Origin of the sequence: Bacillus sp. 3255 (assembly GCF_031456485.1) — a bacterium.
Taxonomy (GTDB): Bacteria; Bacillota; Bacilli; order Paenibacillales; family NBRC-103111; genus Paenibacillus_E.
This window is the reverse complement of the sequence record NZ_JAVDUS010000003.1, coordinates 119249-138161: the sequence shown is the minus strand read 5'-3', so window position 1 is coordinate 138161 and position 18913 is coordinate 119249. Positions and strand designations below refer to the sequence as shown.

The window sequence follows — 18913 nt, the reverse complement described above, 5'->3', positions numbered from 1 at the left end:
TTCTAAGCTGAAACCCCTTTACGCTGCATCTCGCCCCAGCCCTGCGTTCTTCCGAAAAGCACGGCAAACGTTGCTCGTACACGCCATACCGTAAGCAGCGGCCGGTACCAGAAAGCCTCCGAAAGAGCATACAAGAGCAGCCAGTTCAGCTCGGAGATCTTCTGATATTTCCCGAGCCGCCACTCCTCGAGCAGCACCGCGCCCATGGATAAGAACGATCCGTACACAACCATTAATGCGAAGAGCATCAGCGCGTATTGAATGAACACCCGATCCATGATCAGATCGGCAATTAATGTTACATAACCGAAAAATTCGACCAGCGGACCAAGAAACTCAACAAAAAAATAAAAGGGCATGGCAATAAACCCGATAAGGCCATACTTCTTGTTGAACATCATCCGACGATGGGTCCACAAGCTTTCGAATAAACCCCTGTGCCAGCGTGTACGCTGTCTGTACAAATATTTCATCGACTCAGGTGCCTCCGTGTAACAGATTGGATCGGCTACATATTCGATTCTGGCTCCCCACTTTTGCTCTATATTCATCCTATGAAGCCGTACGACCAATTCCATATCTTCACCGACCGTATCTGCCTTATAGCCCCCTGCTTGAATGACCCGCTGCGTTTTAAAAACACCGAAAGCACCTGAGATGACGAGCAGCAAATTATTCCGGCTTAAACCGATGCGTCCCATCAAAAAAGCCCTCATATATTCAATGCACTGCATCATGACCAAAGGATTGCGGGAAAGCTTCGTTTCCTGGACCTGTCCTTTCACGACGGTATTCCCATTCGCAATTAAAACATTCCCGCCGGTAGCTAATATTTCATCATCGGCGTGCTCCACAATCGGCATCATGATTTTGAGGAACGAATCCGGATCGAGGACGGTATCCCCGTCAATGGAAGCGAAGTAAGGGTATTTGGACATATTGATGCCGGCATTTAATGCATCGGCCTTTCCGCCATTTTCTTTATCAATCAGAATCAAAAACGGATAAATTTCGGAGTGATACACTTCTCGAATCGATTTGGTTTCTATGCCATTTCGTTTTTGGTGCACTTTGTTTTTGACCGGTACCATCTGAAACCGCTCGATCACTTTTTGCAGCGTTCGATCCTTCGAGCCGTCATTCACAACGATCACTTCAAATTGCGGGTAATCCAGCCTTCCGCTGCCGGTGATCAGTGACAAAATCGTACCGATCACCCCCATTTCTTCGTTATAGGCAGGCACAATGATAGATAATGGCGGGGTAAATGAAGAATTCTTCATTCTTTTGTAAGGTTCGACTTTATGAAGCCCTCTCTGTTTTCCCAAACGGTTGTACGATAGAAGGAACAATAACAAATAAAAGCAGCAAATAGCGATGAAATAGATGAAGATGGCTTTGTTGAGGAGTAGGAGCGGAATTCGGAATAAATCCGTCAGCTCATTCATAATAATCAGGACTCCTTTCTATCCATTCTTGGGCAATGGAACGGGCAAACGCATCGGGATGGTTGTACGCCAGCTTGGTCAGCATACTCTTACCCTGTCGGTACTGCCGCAGTGCTCTGGCTGCCTCCGCCCGAACGCCATACGCTTTATCCCCGATCAACTTTTTCAGATAGGGAATGAACCGATCATGCCGGATGCTTCCCATTAACCGCGCTGCCATCAGCTTCTCCCCAGTCGCCTGCGGATGATCCCATATCCCCTTGGCTTCATTACTTTCCAACCACTGTATGAACGTATCGACGGAAGACATATAACCAAGGGAACCAATCGTCTTTAACGCCTTGACTCGAAGCTCGCGTTGCTCCGATTCAATTAATTGCTCGAGCAGCTGCTGCAGCTTCTCCGAACGCAAATGCTTGTCCCGAACAGCCTCGAGAAAAGCCCCCTGCCACGAACCGTCATATTCAAAGAAGCCATCCACATACGTATCCACGTTATCCTGAGATACAAGCCGGCTCCACAGCTCGTTCAGCGAAAAGGTCGGAAGCTCCTTTACATCTTTCATAAGCTCCAGGAGAGCTTTGTATTCGAAATCCGCGAGTATAAGTAAAATTTCCAATTTTTCTTCCGCAGAACATTGTTTACTGGATAAATGGCGAACCAAGTCATTCTGCATCGTATCCATGTTGAAACGGTTGATGAAATATAATGTATTCATTCGGACACTCCAGGACCGAGAGCGAAGCCGCTTGCGATACCATGGCGCAAAATATCGTTCCACATAAGCATTGATCGGTCCGAAGTCCTTCTCGAACTTAACGTTACTTAGGAAATCACTAAACGTGTCTTCCAAAGCTTCATATTGATACTCCTTCTCGGGAACGAAGGATTCGGCTCCATATCCGGTAAATAAATATATGTCTATATCATGGGACTGGACCTTTAACCAGCGTTCTTTTTTATTCCTGCGCCGCTGATTCAACCATTTCCGGCAAAGCAAATACAAGTAGATCGTCAGAAGTAATCCAAGCGAGATGACGGTTAATAGAAAAACTAAAACTTGCGTCATCGCAAACCACCTACAAGCCGCTTAATTCTCACGCGAAGCTCCTTCAAGCTGAAAGGCTTAACCATATAATCGTTGGCGCCCCTTTGGATCGCCATGGCGATATCGGTTTCCGACCCTTTGCTGCTGAGCATGATGCATACATATCTGCGTCTGTCATACCCGGTACGAATTTTATGCAGGACTTCCAGTCCATCCATCTTAGGCATAATCCGATCGATAATTACGATATAGCGTTCATTTTGCCGATGCCATGGATCGTTGAAAAATTGCTCTCCATCGGCAAACTCCTTAATTTCGACGTCATATAGGCTTTCTCCGATATCCGAGAACTGATGCTTTAACATCTCGCGGATCAATCGGTCATCGTCGATAATAGCCAGCATCAGCTTGCGGGTCTTGGTTTCATTATCGTTCATCGTGCCATCCAACACCAATCCCGAGCGCTCAGTAGGGTCCGTCTCATTCGAGAACGGCATCATCTTCAAGCACTCGTCCGCCGACCTATTAGAATCAACAAATTCCCGTACTTTCGCCGAGAAGGAACCATAAAGCGTCCCCCGCGGCGTATCGATAGGTACTTTGGAAAACAACGCGGTCAGCCGATGCATCAATTTCAAGGCGTCAGATTTTACAGTTTTAGGCAGAATCATTACAAATCCTTCTACAGCATGATGCCCTATGCAATCCGTCGGTCGTATGCTGCCCTGAATAAAATCCACAAGCCCTTTGGTCAAAGCATGCCTGCACTTGGCATCTATCGACGGCTTAGGATCAACCTCTAGATATACCATCGAAAATGTCTCATGAGACCGTTTCATATCATTGAGCTGTGTTTGAACTTCACGCTGCAAATATCGATAATTGAACGCTCCTGTTAAAGGATCGATGAGAATTTGATCAAGAATCCGCTGTCTTCTCTCCAGCAGTTTCTTTATAACCAATTGAAGCTCCTTTACATCTACCGGCTGGAACAATACCGCATCGGCTAACAACGCACATTTAAGTTCTTTGTCATCTTTGTCCATAAGGATAACGAAGGGAATGTGTCTCGTATCGCAATATTGTCTTAGATCGATCCACTCAGTCAAATTGTCCTTTGTTGCTTCGTTCAGGAGAACAACCGCACAATCTGGATTCATTCTGTCAAACTGAGGAATCAACTCAGATACCGGATCTGGTTCAAAGGGTTGCATACAGCAATCGATGCCTAGATGCATTTGAATAAATTCTGTCATCTGGACATCACTTACCGAACATAGAAGCGGTCGATTTCTCGTTAACAGTTCGTTCATTCCATTGTTCACCTTCATATCTTTACAAAAAATTGTTATTTTCAAGGTAGATATATACCTTTAACTGAATTCGACAGGTTCCGAGAAATTATAACATAATCCTCTATACAAAAACTGAACAACCACAAAATGGACATAATAAAAATTCCATTTATCCAGAAAATTACATTTTCCGCCCCCCACTCTGCGAATTCTGTTTAGTCAAATCCAAAATGGATAGACTGTATATCATGTTCATACATAAATCGGAGAAATATGCCCAATGTCGACAACCAACTTAATTGTAGAACGAGTCAAACTCATGTTTCCAGCACTTGTTGATTTACGAACGCTTCATTTGAGAAACCTTTCATTTGAAATCGACATCCTTTACTTATCAACCCTTGTGGATATCAACGTGATTAACAAATATGTTTCCGTTCCGTTCAACAACAGTCATGCGTTTGACTACTTTGAAGCACAGCTGTTTTCCTTTGGAGCTGAAGTCGTTGCGGACACGGAGGATATTCGAAAGCGTTTGCTCCTCGGTCATACTTGTATCATCTATTATGACAAGATCTATAGCATTTCGGCAAAACGTTCATTAAATGATCAGCCAGGCGAGAACAAGACAGAAAACACGATCCTTGGGCCTTCGAAATCGTTCTCGGAGGATTTGCATACGAATATGGCGTTGATACGCTCCCGATACAAACGAGCAAGCTTATCTAGTGAGGCCCTTACGGTCGGGCATTGGAGTAAAACAGAAATCATCCTGATGTACGATGCTACCCACACGAAGCCGGAGCTGCTTGAGCAGGTTCGAAGTAAATTACTAGCTATCGACGTGGACCTCGTGCAAGCTTCCGGACAGTTGGAAAGACTGCTGAACGATTCCCGGATTTCTTTGTTTCCCAAAATGATGATTACGGAGCGGCCGGACAGGACCGTCTTGAATTTGGCACAAGGGAAAATCGTGATCCTGATGGAAGGTACCGCTTATGCTCTTGCTGTTCCATGCGTTTTTTTCGACTTTATGTCGGCGATGGACGACTTATATCAGTCCTTTTGGATTACGAAGTCTCTCGTTATATTGCGCTATATTTCGCTGCTCATTACCGTTACGCTGCCGGCTTTCTACGTAGCTATTGTCTCTTATAATCCTGAAATATTGCGGGTACAGCTAACGTTATCTATAGCAGGAAGCAGGGCAGCTGTTCCCTATCCGTCTTATATTGAAGTTTTTATCATGCTCTTTATGATTGAAGCTTTAATTGAAGCCAGTTTAAGGTTACCTAAATACATCGGCTCAACTGCGACCACAGTCGGCGGCCTCATCTTGGGGCAAGCCGCGCAGCAAGCTGGGCTTGTGAGCAGCATCATGATCATTATTACATCAGCTGTAGCGATCTCAAACTTCGTGATTCCGATTAACGCTATGAGCTTTGCCATGAGATTTGTCAAGTTCGTACTCATCGTATTTGCTGCATTGTTCGGGGTTGTAGGCATCGTAGTAGGCATGTTTCTATTAGTCAATTATCTTGCTAGTCTGCGCAGCTTTGGCGAGCCCTATTTGAAAATCTATATGCGCGAGAAAAAAGCAAGCTATTCCATCAAAGAAGGTGATCCCATGTGAACCGGTACTACTATTACCCGGTTATCTTATGTATGCTCACCAATACGATCCTTTTCATTCCCCGCATCCTTATGAACGAGCGGTTCACCGGTGCTATCCCGGCAGCGCTGCTTAGTATCGTCATTGGGCCAATTCTTGCCTCTTTCTTTACGAAATCGATGATGCGTTTCCACCGGATGGGCTTACCGGAAATTTTTAAATTGCATCTGCCGAAGAGCATCAACATGATCTTGTTACTCTACCTGGGTTTTATGTGGTTCTCAGCAGGAGGTATGGTTCTGGTATCCTACTGCCGAATCGTTCAAAGATTTGTGAATCCTGACTTAAATCTATTTATCTTAATTGGCTTTGTGGGGCTCGCGTGCGCGTTGGCGGCAAATAACAACTCACAGACAGTCCTTTATATCCTAGAGATCATCCTCATTGTCAATCTCCCGCTAATCGGGTTTATTTTATTCAAAGCATTGACCAATACGAACATGGATTGGGGTGCCGTTCGAGTAATGAGTCATTATTCGTTGGGGCTGCCCTCGTGGAATTCCTTTGCAGCGGTGACTTACATCTTTACCGGATATGTCAACTGGGCCATCTTTAACCGCTGCATCCAAGCCGATAATAAGTTGAAATATACGTGGACCATCCCCGTTATTGGCGCTTTGGTCATACTTACGACCTTTGTCGTACCGATCGGATATCATGGCACAATCGGTGTCGATGACTATAACTATACTTGGGCAAGTACCGTCGATTCTATGAGAGTTGAGTTTGGATTTGTAGAACGCGTTTTATTTATCTTCTTGCTGCTGTATTTTTGCATCGCGCTGCTTTTTATTACGATGACTTGGCATGTTAGTGCGGAATTAATCAAATCAATTCTTCCAACCACATCCTCATCGTTATCACTATGGCGTAAACCTTGGGTGCCCAAGGGAATCGTCCTTATCTTTTTGTTCTTAAGCGAACTCTCTGCCTACTTCTTCAATGAGAAACAATATATCGAGGTAGCGTCAGACTGGTTCCAGCTTCGATTACCAAGTGAAATTCTGCTCGTTATCCTGGTATACGGGTTAGGAAAGAGGCGAAGTCGATGAAGCGCTTAGGCTCAAACGCGCTGCTTGTTGCTCTTTTCATCGTATTGATGATAACAAGCAGTTGCGGATTTAAAGATTTGGATAAGCGCTTTTTCGTTCTGGGCATCGGTGTCGATCTCTCGGATAATCCCGAGAAGCCTTATCGTGTAACGCTTAAGCTCGGGATTGCCTCCCCACGGATCGAGCCAGGCGAGACCAATAATTTTCAAATGATATCACAGGATGCAGGTACAATTACCGAAGCAGTTCGTCTACTGAAGTCCAAAGTGGACAAGGAGCTGGATTTCGGTCACGCTAAAGTCATTATTTTCGGCAAATCCCTCGCTACTCAGGATATCCAAACGCCGCTGGATTGGTTCTTGCGTCGGAGAGACATCCAGAAAATCGCTTCCGTGGCGATTGGCGATCCAAGTGCCAAAGAAGTTCTGAGCATTAAGGTCATCTCCGAGAGATTGCCTGGCAATTCCCTATTCTTAAGTTTTGATAATGAAGGTACAGATTCGTCATATTTGATGACGGAAAATTTATCTGATCTGCACAGAAGGATGACGGAGAGGGGGAAAGATGGTTATCTTCCTGTCATTCAACCGATAAATCAAAGTTACAACATCAATCATATTGCTTTGTTAGACAAACAAAAAGCCAAAGTCTTTCTGTCACCGGATCATACCAGGATAGTCAATGAATTGGTTAGAGGCTTTAGCAACATTGATATACACACCATCCAGGAAAATAATTCGTTTAATATCGCGGTAAACCAATTAAAAGTTAAGTATGCCATATCGGGTGTTTCGGCTGGAACTCCAGCCATCCAGATGAATTTAACGTTGAACGGCATGGTGGAAGAATCCAGACGTCCTATCTACACGGAAGATTGGAGCAGCTTGCAAAAAGTTGCCGGACTGGAAGTCAAAGAACGTGTAGAAAAGGTTCTCCAGCTCATGCAAAAAAATGGTTTGGATCCGATTGGATTCGGTCTGCGATATAGGGCCATGGGCCATATCTCTGATCAGGATTGGGAGCAATGGACTGCCCTCTATCCCTCCATCCCCATGAACGTGAATGTTCAACTGAAAATACTGGGTTCAGGTGTCATAAAATAAATGAGCGAGTTTCCTGATGAAGCTCTGCGTAGGAATATATAAAAAGGACAGCCTTACGGCCGTCCTTTTATTATGAGAAAATAACTATTTTCTTGGCTTAATCGAACTAATTGGAACTCTCAATAATCTGAACAGAGTACTCAGCCTCAGGCGTACGTAGAACGAAAGCTTCACCTCTAGATCTCAATAACAATTGACTCCCGATCGGGGAAAAAAATGATATTATATTTTGATCCGGATCTATTTCTGTTGGAAAAACTACTTGAAATACTTCGTGAGTTCCTTCATCTACATAGCAGAGCTTCACGCTGCTCCCTATAAGGGTAATTTCACTTAATGAATTAGCAAGATTAGCATCATCAAGCTCAAGCAATGTCACCATTTTTTTCACATATTGAGCGATGCTATCTCGCATCCTCATCTTTAGGTGAGATGGATAATTATCAAGTAAAAATGGTACTTGTTCATCCAAATAAACAAGCTGTTTAGCAAGGCGGCTACGGTGAATAGACGTTTGACTACGGTTCATCGTAGATTCCACCCCATATGATTAAATTCCAATTTCGATACGTTTGCCTCATTTTCAAAACCTCCTAAGATTTTAATAAAACAACTATGTTTCAAAGACGGTTCGAAACATTCTTCAAGCGCCAGTCAAACTTTCTGTAGCAATAAGCCAAGAAAGATTGCTGCAATACACAACACCGAAATGGCCGAGAGCCATTTAAAGAAGGTTTCCACCTTGTCAGAACACCTCGTTTTATTTATTAGGATTTGTTTCTCCCGATTTGTAAACAACGAGGATCGCACTACGCTGGACTTCTGCTCCGTTAAAAACGGACTTCATCGTCGACCCGTAGCAAACATTAATAACTTGCTCATCTGTTAAACCAGCCAAAAATTGATTTGCTCTTATCTCTGCGTGCGACGAATCCGTGTCTAAAAATTCCTTCACCTGAATCATCCATTTTACCTCCTGAATTTTAATTACAAGTTAAAAGCTTCATATAATTCGCATAATGATCTCCCCCCAACAGATTAAATACATTTAATGTAAAAAAACCATAAAAGTACAACAAGACATTCTGCCCCAAAAGGAAGAATGTCTTGTTTCGTTTAACATATCATTATGGGGTAAGGATGTCAATCCAACTTGTCCCTCACGAAGTCATTCACCAATCGAGCCCTGGAAGTGCTATAGTACAACTATGAGATTTCTTACAGAAGGAGTAGTACAATGTCCCATATTGAACGTATAAATCAGCATATATGGATACAGCATGCTGAACATGAAACAGACCGCCCCCTACTTGCAGCGATTGTTGGGGAAAGAAGAACGCTGCTGCTGGATGCAGGCAATTCCCCTGCTCACGCCGCCCAATTTCGTTCGAAGCTTCAGCAGAACCAAATCCCTTTGCCCGAGATGATGGTATTGACACATTGGCATTGGGACCATACGTTTGGCATGTCTGAATGGAAAATTCCTGCGATCGCAAATCGAAGAACTGCCACGCGGTTGAGCCAGCTTTCCGGTCTCTCATGGACAGATGAGTCCCTCAACGAACTCATTCATTTAGGAGTGATCAATGAAACTACTGCCCGCCACATCCAACTGGAGTACAGTGACAACCGGGACATAACCATTATGGAGCCTGATTTGTTATTTGACAGCAAGTTAACGCTTGATCTCGGTGGCGTCGTTTGTGAGCTGGAGCATATCGGCGGCGACCATGCGGAGGATTCCTGCCTTCTCTTTGTTAGAGAAGACAAAACCATATTCTTAGGGGACGCCCTTGGACCTAGAATCTATGGCGGACCTTACCGCTATTCCAGCGGCATCTTCTTGCAGCTAATGGAACGCATTCTCGGTTATTCGGCTCAGACCTACGTCGAATCGCATGCACGTCCAGTAAGCGCCAGCGATTTCCATGAGGATATTAGTCGGTATGTACAATTGGCCCGATATGTCGATTCATTCGGTGGCGATGAAAAGCGAATTACCGAGGCGATGAAACAATACCTCCAAGTGGAAGAGCTGCCTAACGAATTTACCAAAGCTATTACGTGGTTTCTGACAAGTTAAACTTTTAAGGTTATATATTAACACATATTGGAAGCAAGCTGCCCGTTCTAGGTACATTTGGCATTCTTCTATGACACGGATTTCCCTACGCAGAAAAGCTTGATTTCTCAAGCTTTTCTAAAGCAAATCGCCTTTTTGTTTTTTAAATACAGTTAAGATGACAAGGATGAGCGGCAAGATCAAGGTGGGAAACAACATCGAAAAGGGAAGAATCGCCGTATTATAAATTCCCAGTTCAGTAGGACGAGCAAAGCTGTTCAAAGCCACGGAGAAAAATAGCAGTCCAGCCGGCAAAATGAATGGCTTCGTATCCCGTATGCGAAACAAACTGCTGAAGACCTGAATGAACCAAAAATGGGCTATTATGGTCTCGTACAAGGTAAATATCGTCCAAATTCCGATGATGATGATCTCGATCCTCTCCAAGTAAACGCCGATCCGAACGAGTTGGATTGTCGAAAAGAACGGAAATGTAGACGACTTCATCAGATTCATGCCTAATGCACCGATCGCTAAATAAGTTGAAATCAATAAATAAACACAGGAAAGCATTAAGCTTATGAAGCAGGTGGACATAATCTTCTTCAGATTGGCGACTTTGCTGAACAGTACAAAGACGAGGCCGAAAGATTTTGCGAATGGAAAGGCATATGAAAGCATCGTACCGTAGACGATATCCGTGAAGCGGCTTTGAAATTGGGGAATTAATGGATTCGTATCTACGTTTCGAAGGATCAGCAAGCAAATGATGATGATTGAGACAAGAAACAGCGGCAAAATGACTTGTACGGTACGTACGGTCGTTTCAAGCCCGAGAAATACGGCATACGACGTAACTAACACCAGCATCAGCATAATCAATTCCGGTGACGTGTACGGCAGGATTGCCGTCGTATAAAACAAAGTCAACGCCCGAAGCGTCAATACCACAAGTCCGACGATATTGAAGAGGATAACGAAGAGAATCGCTTTTCCTAGCCATTTTCCAAGCAAGAGCTCGCATATTTCGGTCATATTCTTGGCTGGATGCTGAGTCTGCACATACTTCATCAGCCAAACTATAAAAACAGCCCCAAAAGTAGCCAGCAAGTTGGAAATCCACACATCCTGCTGCAAAGTCTTCGCACCATACAAAAATAGTGTCGAGAACCCCGATAAATAAGTAAAGAAAAGACATCCGAACTGGAAGTTGCTGATTTTCTCATTAGCGGCCATTATAATTCTCCTACATGAATTTGCAAAAGATGGAGCACATAATCAGAGACAGGCTGAAATATACGGCTGTTCACTTTTTGCACAGTAGGCCAGTAAGCCGCGGTGGCCGGCAAAAAGTAGCCTATGATAAACAGCGTTAAAGAAAGAAGCACAATCGCCTCGGTTTTCTGCCTCCTTCTCCACATCCGAATCGTTTGCCCGAGCCCGTAACACAAGTTGGCGATGCACACGAGGGTTGCAATCATCTCAAGTTCCCTCCAATACTTGACTCATCCCGATTCTAGAGAATTGCACATTTACATGGATATGCACGGGAATCGCCGGGTACAGCTCATCCCAATTGGCTTTCATGCGGCTCCACTCCCTCGGATGATGCTGTCGGATATAATCGGAGAAACCGAGTACGTCCACTTTTAATTCCTTTTGAAAATGATTTAAGCTGCCTGCGAGCATTTGCTCTACCTCTTCGCTTGCCGCTTTCTCCAATTGCTCCAAGGCTCCCGGTCTACTCAACTGTAGAGGGTGATCCATATCCATTAGGGCCGCTTTTAAACTTACGTCAATTTCCAGCGTCATGCCTTCGTCCGTCTGGCGAAATTGCAATGTTTTCTTCGGAAACTGCATGAGGATCGTCACATTGGTGGAGTTGAATTGGACCATTACCGGGAATTCCAGCTTGCTCCATTCTCTTTTCTTAGAGAGCAGGTAAACCGCTATGGTATCCTTCCCTTTCAGCCAGTCAACGAACTTACCCTTGTTAAATACGGAGCCGCCGCTGAGGAGAAGCACTTCCTTCGAACTGTTAACCGGCTTATCCAAACTTAGTCGGCCAGTCACGAACCCCCGGTAAGGATTCGAAAACAAATTTGAAACGTCTTTCACCATCAAGGAGATGCTCTTGCCCCATAAATGCTCGTTGGTCGTTCTCCCTAGAAAATCGTTCGCAATCAGATCGTTCGTCTCCGATCTCACTGCCAGCTTATCGGCTGCTTTCCCTTCGCTGACGATGATGTAGCTGGATATTCGGATTTCGCGAGATCGGGTCATATAATCGATAATTTCATATAAGGCGTGTGTCGCGGCTTCTTCCCCGATGATGAAAAATTTGTCATGCTGCCAATCTAACGTTTTACCCGCACGGCTTCGCAAATTACGGGCTGCATCCATAATGGAGATTCCTTGTGCGCTTGCCACCCATTCATTCTGTTTGCTTGAGTTCTCCATACTGGTGGTAGAAGGTAAAATACTGTAAGCCGTAAAGGTATATTTGTTTTGTTCTTTATCATAATCGATGCCGGTAATCATCACCAAAGCGACATCGCTGATTTCCCGAATGTCTGTCGAGCATCCCGCCGAGAGCGATATCATCAAGCCGAGCAACAAAGTCCATCTAGCGAGCTTCATCATTCTGCTGATCCTCTCCCCAAGATTTTAATTTCCGATGTTGAATCGGAAAAAGGATGTAGCTCTCAAGTACGTTCCGCCACCCTTTGCCGTCAAATAAAACAAAGTAGTGGTTGCCGAACGATCTCAGCGAGCACAAATGCAAAGTGATCGTAAACATCCCGAGAGCAAGACCGAACACACCCATAGATGCAGCGAGAAACATAAGGGGGAAACGCAGCATCCTGAGCGAAATAGCGGTGCTGAACTGAGGTATCGTAAACGATGCGATGCCTGTCATGGCCACCACGATCACCATCGGCCGCGAGACGATCCCTGCATCGACGGCCGTTTCCCCGATAATGAGGGCACCGACAATGCTAACGGATTGTCCGACTACACGAGGCAGCCGCAGACTGGCTTCCCGAAGAACTTCAAATGCGACCTCCATGATCAAGGCCTCGATAAAGGTGGGAAAGGGAATTCCCGCTTTCGTCGAAAGGAAAGTGAGCATTAAAGGTGTAGGAATCATCTCCAAATGAAATGTGGTTAAGGCGATGTACAAAGAAGGTCCAAACAAAGAAATAAACAAAGTGATTAATCGAAGAATCCGCAAAAAATTGGCAAAATAAAACCGCTCATATAAATCTTCGCTGGGGTGAAGGAAATCGGTGAACGAAGACGGAGCGAGTAATGCATTCGGAGTCCCGTCGATCATAATCGCTGTTTTGCCTCGATTCAACGCTGTGATGACCCGATCGGGACGCTCTGTATTCAAAATTTGCGAAAATGGCGAGTACGTGCTGTCCTGAATCAATTCCTCCAACTGTGCGCTATCGATAAGAACGTTCATCCGAACCGCATTCAGCCTTTTTTTAACTTCCGCCAAGACCGATTCGTTGACCTGGTTCTTCAAATACAGGATCGTCACTTTCGTTTGACTCTGCTGCCCGATCTTGATTGCCACCGATTTCAGTTCTGGCGTCTTTAGCCTTCGATACACCATACCCAGGTTTGTCTGAAGATCTTCGGTGAATCCTTCCCGCGGCCCGCGTACGTTAACTTCCGATTTCGGTTCTTCTACGGCACGCGTCTCATAACCTGGCAGTGTGATGCCATAGGCTTCGAATCGACCTTCGAGGAAAAGAACGATGCCGGCATCCGAAATAAACTGCACGACATCCTCCATTCGCATAAGCTGCTTGGCCTTGCCCAAGCGGTTCATCAATTCCATATACGAGGCATCCTTGTGTTCCGCTGTACCCCGATGGTCATCACTTAACGTGCCGATGAGCTCGCCATTGAGGAATTGTTCGTCTACAATGGCACTTAAATAAGCAAGGGATGCGACCGGACGGCCTTCCTCCATTTTGAGATGCCGTACGATGAGTAGATCGTTGTCCGCGAACCTCCGATATAGTCCATCCAAGGCATTGAGAACACAGGTATCGATCGTATTAGGCCTCACTTTCATGGATTAACCTCCGAAGGTAGATGAATATCGATATAATGATGGAAGTATTTGCTTTAAAAGGGTAGATTATTCTACCTCTTTACTTGAAAAGGATGTAGCACAAAAAAGACAAGAACTTACACCCTTAAGATCATCTCGCGCAGCGCACGAATCTTTAAGGATGTATGTTCTTGTCCTCTTTTCTGTTATTCGACTATAATCTTATCTCCACGATAAATACGTCCAGTGCGAATGACCTTCGCATATACCCCCATTGCCCCATTATTATGCTTAACGGAAGCTCGAAGGATAGCTGGATCATTGGGTAAATCCCCTTGAGGTAAAGTTGTCATGATACAGCGAACGCAAGGCTGTGTAACCTCTACTATCACTTCATCCCCAATTCGAACGGTTTTACCAACCCAATCATTTTCGATAAACCCTGATTCATTAGGCACATCAATTACGATATTCGATCGATAACGTCTGACTTCAATACGACTTTCCGGAATTAGTTCCCTCATTTTATTCATACTGGCTGTTGTCACTAGATGAACCATTGCAATATCATAAAAAGTTCCTTCCGGGGAACTGCGGGTGAAAATCGTTTTTTTGTTATTTAATCCCTCAATATCAGGTATATACCCCTCGAACTGAACATCACCTGCTTGATCCGAAGTTGCTGCCACTTTAACCGGACGACCCAGCTTTCCTGAGAGCCTCTCGCTTATATCTTCATCCGTCGTGACTCCCCAACTACCATCAGGGAATGTGATTCTAACAGGAGGAAGTTTTGTTGGATCTTGTAACGGGTCCGTATATACAGCACGATAATCAAACATATTCGGCCATTTGATGGGATTCTTCGCATTGGCAAGTTTGCCTGTTGAAGTATCTATCAATGCATACTTTCTATCACCAAGTACTCCTTTTTCAGTAATATCTGTTGCATTTAACTCTTCTCCCATCATCGATTTTACGGGATATCTCCAAAGTGAAACCACACGGGGATAGCTCATACAACATCTCCTTTTTAAGTACAGCGCATTACATATTTTTCCCTACGATCAACATCTTATGCTTCAAGTGTTTTCCTGTTTAATAGCATACTTTTAATAAAATAATAGATCAATATTGAATATTTAATTGAAACGATAGAAAATCCTAATCAATGTTGCCTGTTTCCTATTCGATTGTATTTTTGAAATCGCGCTTAGCGAAGAAGGCCCTTGTATCTTTGCGTGTTTGCACGGGGAGAACGCGATCCAATTCATCCTCCAGCCAAGATAATTTTTTGCTTCGCAAATAATTCTGCATAGTCTCTTCGGCTTCGAGCATGACGAAGTTGATCGTGCAAGGACTCGTGGACGCTGTGCATGCCGAACAGTCATCCCTGCGGTACAGGTAGCCGTTATCTTTGATGTTCTGGCATTGGAAGATCGGCTTCTTGCCCTCCACAGCCTCGACAACATCCCAGAAGGAAATTTCATCAGGGTTTCGTGCAAGCTTGAAGCCACCTTTAACGCCAGGAACCGAGGTGATGATACCGGCTTTAGCAAGCTTCGTGAATATTTTGGACAAATAGGTCTCCGGAATACCTTGAAAGAACGCAAGCTCCTTAATGCCGATCGTTGTTTCGTTCGGAATCAGGTACACGAGACAGTGCAGTGCATATTCAACGCCGACGCTATATTGCATAAGAACCCCCATTTCCCAACTTAGTGACAGCCTCAGGATGATTACCAGAAAAAAGGCTTTGACTTCCTTTGCTCACAGTCGTATATTATAACCAATGAATATCGACGATAACATTTGTCGCCAATTGGATATTCAAAACTCATTTTGGAGGTACGATATATGGAAACATTACTTGTTATTAATGCGCATGCCACTGTAGATTCCCCTGCATCCATCAGCCTTGAAGTTGGCAAACATTTTATTGAGAATTACCGCAAGCTGAACCCGAACGAAACGATCGAACAAATCGATTTATACGCGGAAGAAATTCCGGAAGTGAACAGCACCGTTCTGAACGCTTGGGGTAAATTCGCTTCCAATGGCGAACTGACGGAGGACGAGCGGCGCGTTACGGACCGCATGAACACCATTCTGCAGCAATTCAAAAGAGCCAAAAAGTACGTCATTATTATGCCACTTCATAACTTCAACATTCCTTCCCGGCTGAAGGACTACATGGATAACATCATGATTGCGCGTGAAACATTCAAATATACGGAAAATGGCGCTGTAGGTCTGCTGACTGACGGCCGCAGTCTGCTCGTGATTCAAGGAAGCGGTGCCGTGTACACGAACAACGACTGGTACACCGACAACGAATTCTCGCACAAGTACCTCAAATCCATGTTCAACTTCCTTGGCGTTGAGGATTACCAAATCATTCGCGCTCAAGGTACTTCCGTGCTGGACAAAGCAGCCGTGTTGGACAAAGCAAACAATGAAGCCAAAGAAGCAGCAGCTCGTCTAGCCAAGAAAGTGATGGCCTAATATTCGACCCAGATACGACCTAGATTAGGAGGCTGTAAGCAATGTCCACATTTATCGCAGATATCAAGATACCTGATAGTAAGTTGGCCGTCGAAGCGGCCGAGCTATTGCGCGAACATGGCGACGAACTCCTGTGGAACCATTCGAACAGGGTATTTCTTTTCGCGTCGATCCAAGGCAAGAAGCAGCAAGTAAAGTATGATCCGGAATTGCTGTATATCAGTTCTCTTTTCCACGATTTGGGCCTAACGCCCGCATATCGCAGTCCGGACAAGCGTTTCGAAGTGGACGGGGCCAATGCTGCTCGCGATTTTCTGCGAAGCCGCGGCGTCCCGGAGGAATCGATTAGGCTGGTGTGGGATGCAGTCGCCCTGCATACAACGATCGGAATCGTCGAATACAAAGAATCCGAAGCAGCGCTGATGAATTTTGGCGTCGGATACGATGTCGTGGGGAAAAATTTCGACCTCATTTCCGAAGAAACCCGCCAGCAAATTGTCAAAGCGTTCCCGCGCAACCAATTTAAACACAACATTCTGCATGCCTTCTTGGAAGGCTTCAAACATAAACCGGAAACGACGTATGGCACGATTAACGCCGATATCTGCGAAGTGCTTCTCCCGGGCTATACGCGTCCAAATTTCTGCAACCATGTTCTGCATTCCAGATGGGAAGAATAATGAGGTTTGAGCAGAAGAGTGCGAATTCGGTGGCGACACATCGGTGGATTTTAAAATGAAAGTGAACAAACCCATCCCCCATTCTGGTGGACAGGTGAAATAAACCTATGCGAAATGCTGTTTCCGGTTGGCTGCCGGAGCAGCTTTTTCAGCTTTCGCCGTGGATGCTTAGCCTTCGGAATGCGTTACTAATTCCCGCTTTATGTATTGATAGAGCTTTTGACTCGCCAATTGGAACGGATAGGCGGATTCCTTGCACAAGATCCCAAAAGTCATATGTACCAAGCTTCCGCTAATCATCTTAACAAGAGTCCCCTTATCGGGTTCCACTGTAATTTTAGGAACAAGTGCGATCCCTATCCCCTTCTCTACGTAAAATTTTAAAGCCGTCATACTCCCGATCTCCATGGTATCGAGCGTCACATTTCCTTTTTCCTGCATAACCAACTCCAGCTTCCTGCGATATGGACAAGTCGATGATGTAATAAGTAAACGATGCCCCCGAAAATCATCCGGTTCTAGCACATCCTTCTGCGAAAGCGGATGATTCTCGGGCATTAAGACTACGAACTCTTCTTGAAATAAAGGTTCAAAATAAAATTCGGAGCTGATGCTAGGTGCTGTACAAAGCGAGAAATCGATTTCTCCTTTAAGTATCCGCTCTGTAAGGGCCGGGGTGTTCGAGATTTCTATGGAAATGCGGATATTCGGATAAGCAGACATAAATTTCTCCAAGATACCAGGCAAGCGGTAACTTGCAGTCGGCTCTGTCACTCCTATGCGTATATGTCCTGTTTCACCGGATGTCAAATCCGATAAGCTTGACTGAAGGTTCTCCATACTTTTTACGATTTGCAGGCTCTGTTCGTAGAACAGCCTTCCGGCTTCCGTCAGGCCAATCTCTTTGCCGCGCTCTATCAGCAGTACGCCCAATTCGGATTCGAGCTTTTTTATTTGCATCGTAACGGTGGATTGCACATAGTTCATTTCTTGTGCTGCGCGTATAAAGCTTCCGTATTTCACGATCAGTTGAAATGTTTTTAACGTTTTAAGATCCACGGTCCATCCCCCTGTGACAATTCAAAAAAATTGAATGAATGATTCAAATAGTTCAATTATACAATCGTCATTGTATCTATTACAATGAATCCATCAAGAAGCCAAGGGAGTGGAATTATTATGGAATTAAAGAACAAAGTGACCCTAATTACCGGCGGCGGTACGGGGATTGGCAGAGCAACCAGTCTCGCACTGGCTAAACGGGGGGCCATCGTGATCGTAAATTATTCACGCTCTCAGACAGATGCAGAAGAAACTGTGCGACGGATAAACTATGAGGGTGGGCGGGCAGTCGCCGTACAAGCGGATGTATCACAAGAGAAGGAAGTCCGGAGCATGATCGAAACCATTGTTCAGCAATTCGGATTCGGAACGGTGGATTTGCTCGTGAATAATGCCAGTATCACCCAACACATTCCGATGGAGGATCTGGAGCTGGTAACGGAGGAAAGCTGGGATGCGTTGTTTGCTGTGAATGTAAAAGGGATGTTTTACTGCGCACGAGCCGTCGCGCCCTTCATGAAGAAAAATCAACAAGGTGCGATTGTTAATCTTGGCAGCATCGCCGGACAAACAGGGTTGGGCTCCTCGCTGCCTTATGCCGTATCGAAAGCAGCCGTTCACGGTCTAACCAAATCGTTAGCAAGAGCATTAGCTCCAGATATTAGGGTCAACTGCATCGTCCCGGGAGCCGTCGCGACAAGATGGTGGGCCGGAAGAGAAGAACAAATGAACCGGCTTGCTCCCAACCTATTATTACAGCGAATATCGACACCCGAAAATATTGCTTCCATGGTCTGCGCTGCCTTGGAACAGGATGCAATGACTGGTCAGATCATCACCGTAGACAGCGGACAATCTCTGTAAGAGGCTGCAACCTGTTCTTATTTATCTGAACCTAATTCGCGTTATAAATA

At 44.9% G+C, this 18913-nt stretch carries 19 protein-coding genes; 7 read left to right on the top strand and 12 right to left on the bottom strand.

Features of this window, described 5'->3' with window-relative positions:
* Positions 1-2 precede the first annotated feature (2 nt).
* Genes J2X61_RS05450 through J2X61_RS05440 form a run of 3 tightly spaced genes read right to left on the bottom strand, consistent with a single transcriptional unit; the run spans position 3 to position 3854 of the window.
* The gene (locus J2X61_RS05450; RefSeq protein WP_396135400.1) at positions 3-1448 is read right to left on the bottom strand and encodes a glycosyltransferase family 2 protein; all 1446 of its coding nucleotides are present in this window, start codon (positions 1446-1448) and stop codon (positions 3-5) included.
* The gene (locus J2X61_RS05445) at positions 1441-2517 is read right to left on the bottom strand and encodes a HEAT repeat domain-containing protein (RefSeq protein WP_310186455.1); all 1077 of its coding nucleotides are present in this window, start codon (positions 2515-2517) and stop codon (positions 1441-1443) included. Before J2X61_RS05445 ends, J2X61_RS05450 begins: the two co-directional genes overlap by 8 nt.
* The gene (locus J2X61_RS05440) at positions 2514-3854 is read right to left on the bottom strand and encodes a response regulator (protein WP_310186451.1); all 1341 of its coding nucleotides are present in this window, start codon (positions 3852-3854) and stop codon (positions 2514-2516) included. The genes J2X61_RS05445 and J2X61_RS05440 overlap by 4 nt, the downstream gene beginning before the upstream one ends.
* 217 nt (positions 3855-4071) lie before the next feature.
* Between J2X61_RS05440 and J2X61_RS05435 the strand changes: the two genes are divergently transcribed.
* The 3 genes from J2X61_RS05435 (at position 4072) to J2X61_RS05425 (ending at position 7618) form a co-directional block, all read left to right on the top strand.
* The gene (locus tag J2X61_RS05435) at positions 4072-5424 is read left to right on the top strand and encodes a spore germination protein (RefSeq protein WP_310186449.1); all 1353 of its coding nucleotides are present in this window, start codon (positions 4072-4074) and stop codon (positions 5422-5424) included.
* A 71-nt stretch (positions 5425-5495) separates the two neighbouring features.
* Positions 5496-6515 (top strand): hypothetical protein, encoded by a 1020-nt coding sequence (locus tag J2X61_RS05430; protein ID WP_310186448.1) that lies wholly within the window; start codon positions 5496-5498, stop codon positions 6513-6515.
* Positions 6512-7618, top strand: a complete 1107-nt coding sequence (locus tag J2X61_RS05425; RefSeq protein WP_310186446.1) for a Ger(x)C family spore germination protein — start codon at positions 6512-6514, stop codon at positions 7616-7618. The genes J2X61_RS05430 and J2X61_RS05425 overlap by 4 nt, the downstream gene beginning before the upstream one ends.
* A gap of 106 nt (positions 7619-7724) precedes the next feature.
* Here J2X61_RS05425 and J2X61_RS05420 read toward each other — a convergent pair whose 3' ends face one another.
* Both J2X61_RS05420 and J2X61_RS05415 read right to left on the bottom strand, forming a co-directional pair.
* Positions 7725-8147, bottom strand: a complete 423-nt coding sequence (locus J2X61_RS05420; RefSeq protein WP_310186444.1) for a GreA/GreB family elongation factor — start codon at positions 8145-8147, stop codon at positions 7725-7727.
* 231 nt (positions 8148-8378) lie between these two features.
* Positions 8379-8582, bottom strand: coding sequence for a hypothetical protein (locus J2X61_RS05415; RefSeq protein WP_274469048.1), 204 nt, complete (start codon positions 8580-8582; stop codon positions 8379-8381).
* 273 nt (positions 8583-8855) lie between these two features.
* Here J2X61_RS05415 and J2X61_RS05410 point away from each other — a divergent pair, with 273 nt between their 5' ends.
* The gene (locus J2X61_RS05410) at positions 8856-9701 is read left to right on the top strand and encodes an MBL fold metallo-hydrolase (protein ID WP_310186441.1); all 846 of its coding nucleotides are present in this window, start codon (positions 8856-8858) and stop codon (positions 9699-9701) included.
* A 117-nt stretch (positions 9702-9818) separates the two neighbouring features.
* Here J2X61_RS05410 and J2X61_RS05405 read toward each other — a convergent pair whose 3' ends face one another.
* From J2X61_RS05405 to J2X61_RS05380, 6 genes are all read right to left on the bottom strand, one after another.
* The gene (locus J2X61_RS05405; protein ID WP_310186439.1) at positions 9819-10916 is read right to left on the bottom strand and encodes a GerAB/ArcD/ProY family transporter; all 1098 of its coding nucleotides are present in this window, start codon (positions 10914-10916) and stop codon (positions 9819-9821) included.
* Positions 10916-11161, bottom strand: coding sequence for a hypothetical protein (locus J2X61_RS05400; protein ID WP_274469045.1), 246 nt, complete (start codon positions 11159-11161; stop codon positions 10916-10918). The genes J2X61_RS05405 and J2X61_RS05400 overlap by 1 nt, the downstream gene beginning before the upstream one ends.
* A 1-nt stretch (position 11162) precedes the next feature.
* On the bottom strand, positions 11163-12323 hold the full coding sequence (locus tag J2X61_RS05395) for a Ger(x)C family spore germination protein (protein WP_310186437.1): 1161 nt from the start codon (positions 12321-12323) through the stop codon (positions 11163-11165).
* The gene (locus J2X61_RS05390) at positions 12307-13773 is read right to left on the bottom strand and encodes a spore germination protein (protein WP_274469042.1); all 1467 of its coding nucleotides are present in this window, start codon (positions 13771-13773) and stop codon (positions 12307-12309) included. The genes J2X61_RS05395 and J2X61_RS05390 overlap by 17 nt, the downstream gene beginning before the upstream one ends.
* Before the next feature lie 185 nt (positions 13774-13958).
* Positions 13959-14771, bottom strand: a complete 813-nt coding sequence (locus J2X61_RS05385; RefSeq protein WP_310186435.1) for an MOSC domain-containing protein — start codon at positions 14769-14771, stop codon at positions 13959-13961.
* Between the two features lie 166 nt (positions 14772-14937).
* Entirely contained in the window at positions 14938-15450 is a 513-nt protein-coding gene (locus J2X61_RS05380; protein WP_274469040.1) for an Rrf2 family transcriptional regulator, read from the bottom strand.
* A 159-nt stretch (positions 15451-15609) separates the two neighbouring features.
* On the opposite strand from J2X61_RS05380, the gene J2X61_RS05375 reads away from it, so the two are divergent.
* On the top strand, positions 15610-16257 hold the full coding sequence (locus J2X61_RS05375) for an FMN-dependent NADH-azoreductase (RefSeq protein WP_274469039.1): 648 nt from the start codon (positions 15610-15612) through the stop codon (positions 16255-16257).
* Between the two features lie 41 nt (positions 16258-16298).
* Positions 16299-16937, top strand: a complete 639-nt coding sequence (locus J2X61_RS05370; RefSeq protein ID WP_274469037.1) for an HD domain-containing protein — start codon at positions 16299-16301, stop codon at positions 16935-16937.
* A 168-nt stretch (positions 16938-17105) separates the two neighbouring features.
* Here the strand turns inward: J2X61_RS05370 and J2X61_RS05365 are convergent, their stop codons facing one another.
* Positions 17106-17996 carry a LysR family transcriptional regulator gene (locus tag J2X61_RS05365; protein WP_310186429.1) on the bottom strand — a complete coding sequence of 297 codons (891 nt, stop codon included), beginning with the start codon at positions 17994-17996 and terminating at the stop codon, positions 17106-17108.
* A gap of 120 nt (positions 17997-18116) precedes the next feature.
* On the opposite strand from J2X61_RS05365, the gene J2X61_RS05360 reads away from it, so the two are divergent.
* Complete coding sequence (locus J2X61_RS05360; RefSeq protein WP_274469035.1) at positions 18117-18863, top strand: SDR family NAD(P)-dependent oxidoreductase; 747 nt, start codon at positions 18117-18119, stop codon at positions 18861-18863.
* Positions 18864-18913: the final 50 nt, after the last annotated feature.